This window comes from Tamlana crocina (assembly GCF_012037625.1).
In genome coordinates this window covers 1-278 of sequence record NZ_JAAVJS010000916.1, presented here as the reverse complement: position 1 = coordinate 278, position 278 = coordinate 1, and the positions used below count along the sequence as shown (strand labels likewise).

The window sequence follows — 278 nt, the reverse complement described above, 5'->3', positions numbered from 1 at the left end:
AATAAAATCTATGGCCTTTTGAAGCGCACCCGCTTCACTCAATCCTGCTGAAGAAGAGATCGAAGCAGGAAGCGCATAGTATTCGGCAGTTAAAGCCTGCACATTTCCGTTTTTACTTATAGCTTTAAAAACGCCATGCTCTACTTTTATTCCGTTTGTGTACTGCTGAAATTTGTAGACCTCCAGGCCATTTGTGGCAAGGGAGCTTTCATTTACAAAAGAGGTTTCCTGCCCGGTACCAAGGACTTCAGCGAGAAAGGCCGGAACTTCATTCACCT

At 44.6% G+C, this 278-nt stretch carries 1 protein-coding gene; it reads right to left on the bottom strand.

Annotation, left to right across the window (positions count from 1 at the left end; translation table 11 throughout):
* On the bottom strand, positions 1 to 278 hold a 278-nt coding region (locus HC176_RS19495), incomplete at both ends, for a hypothetical protein (protein WP_209309853.1).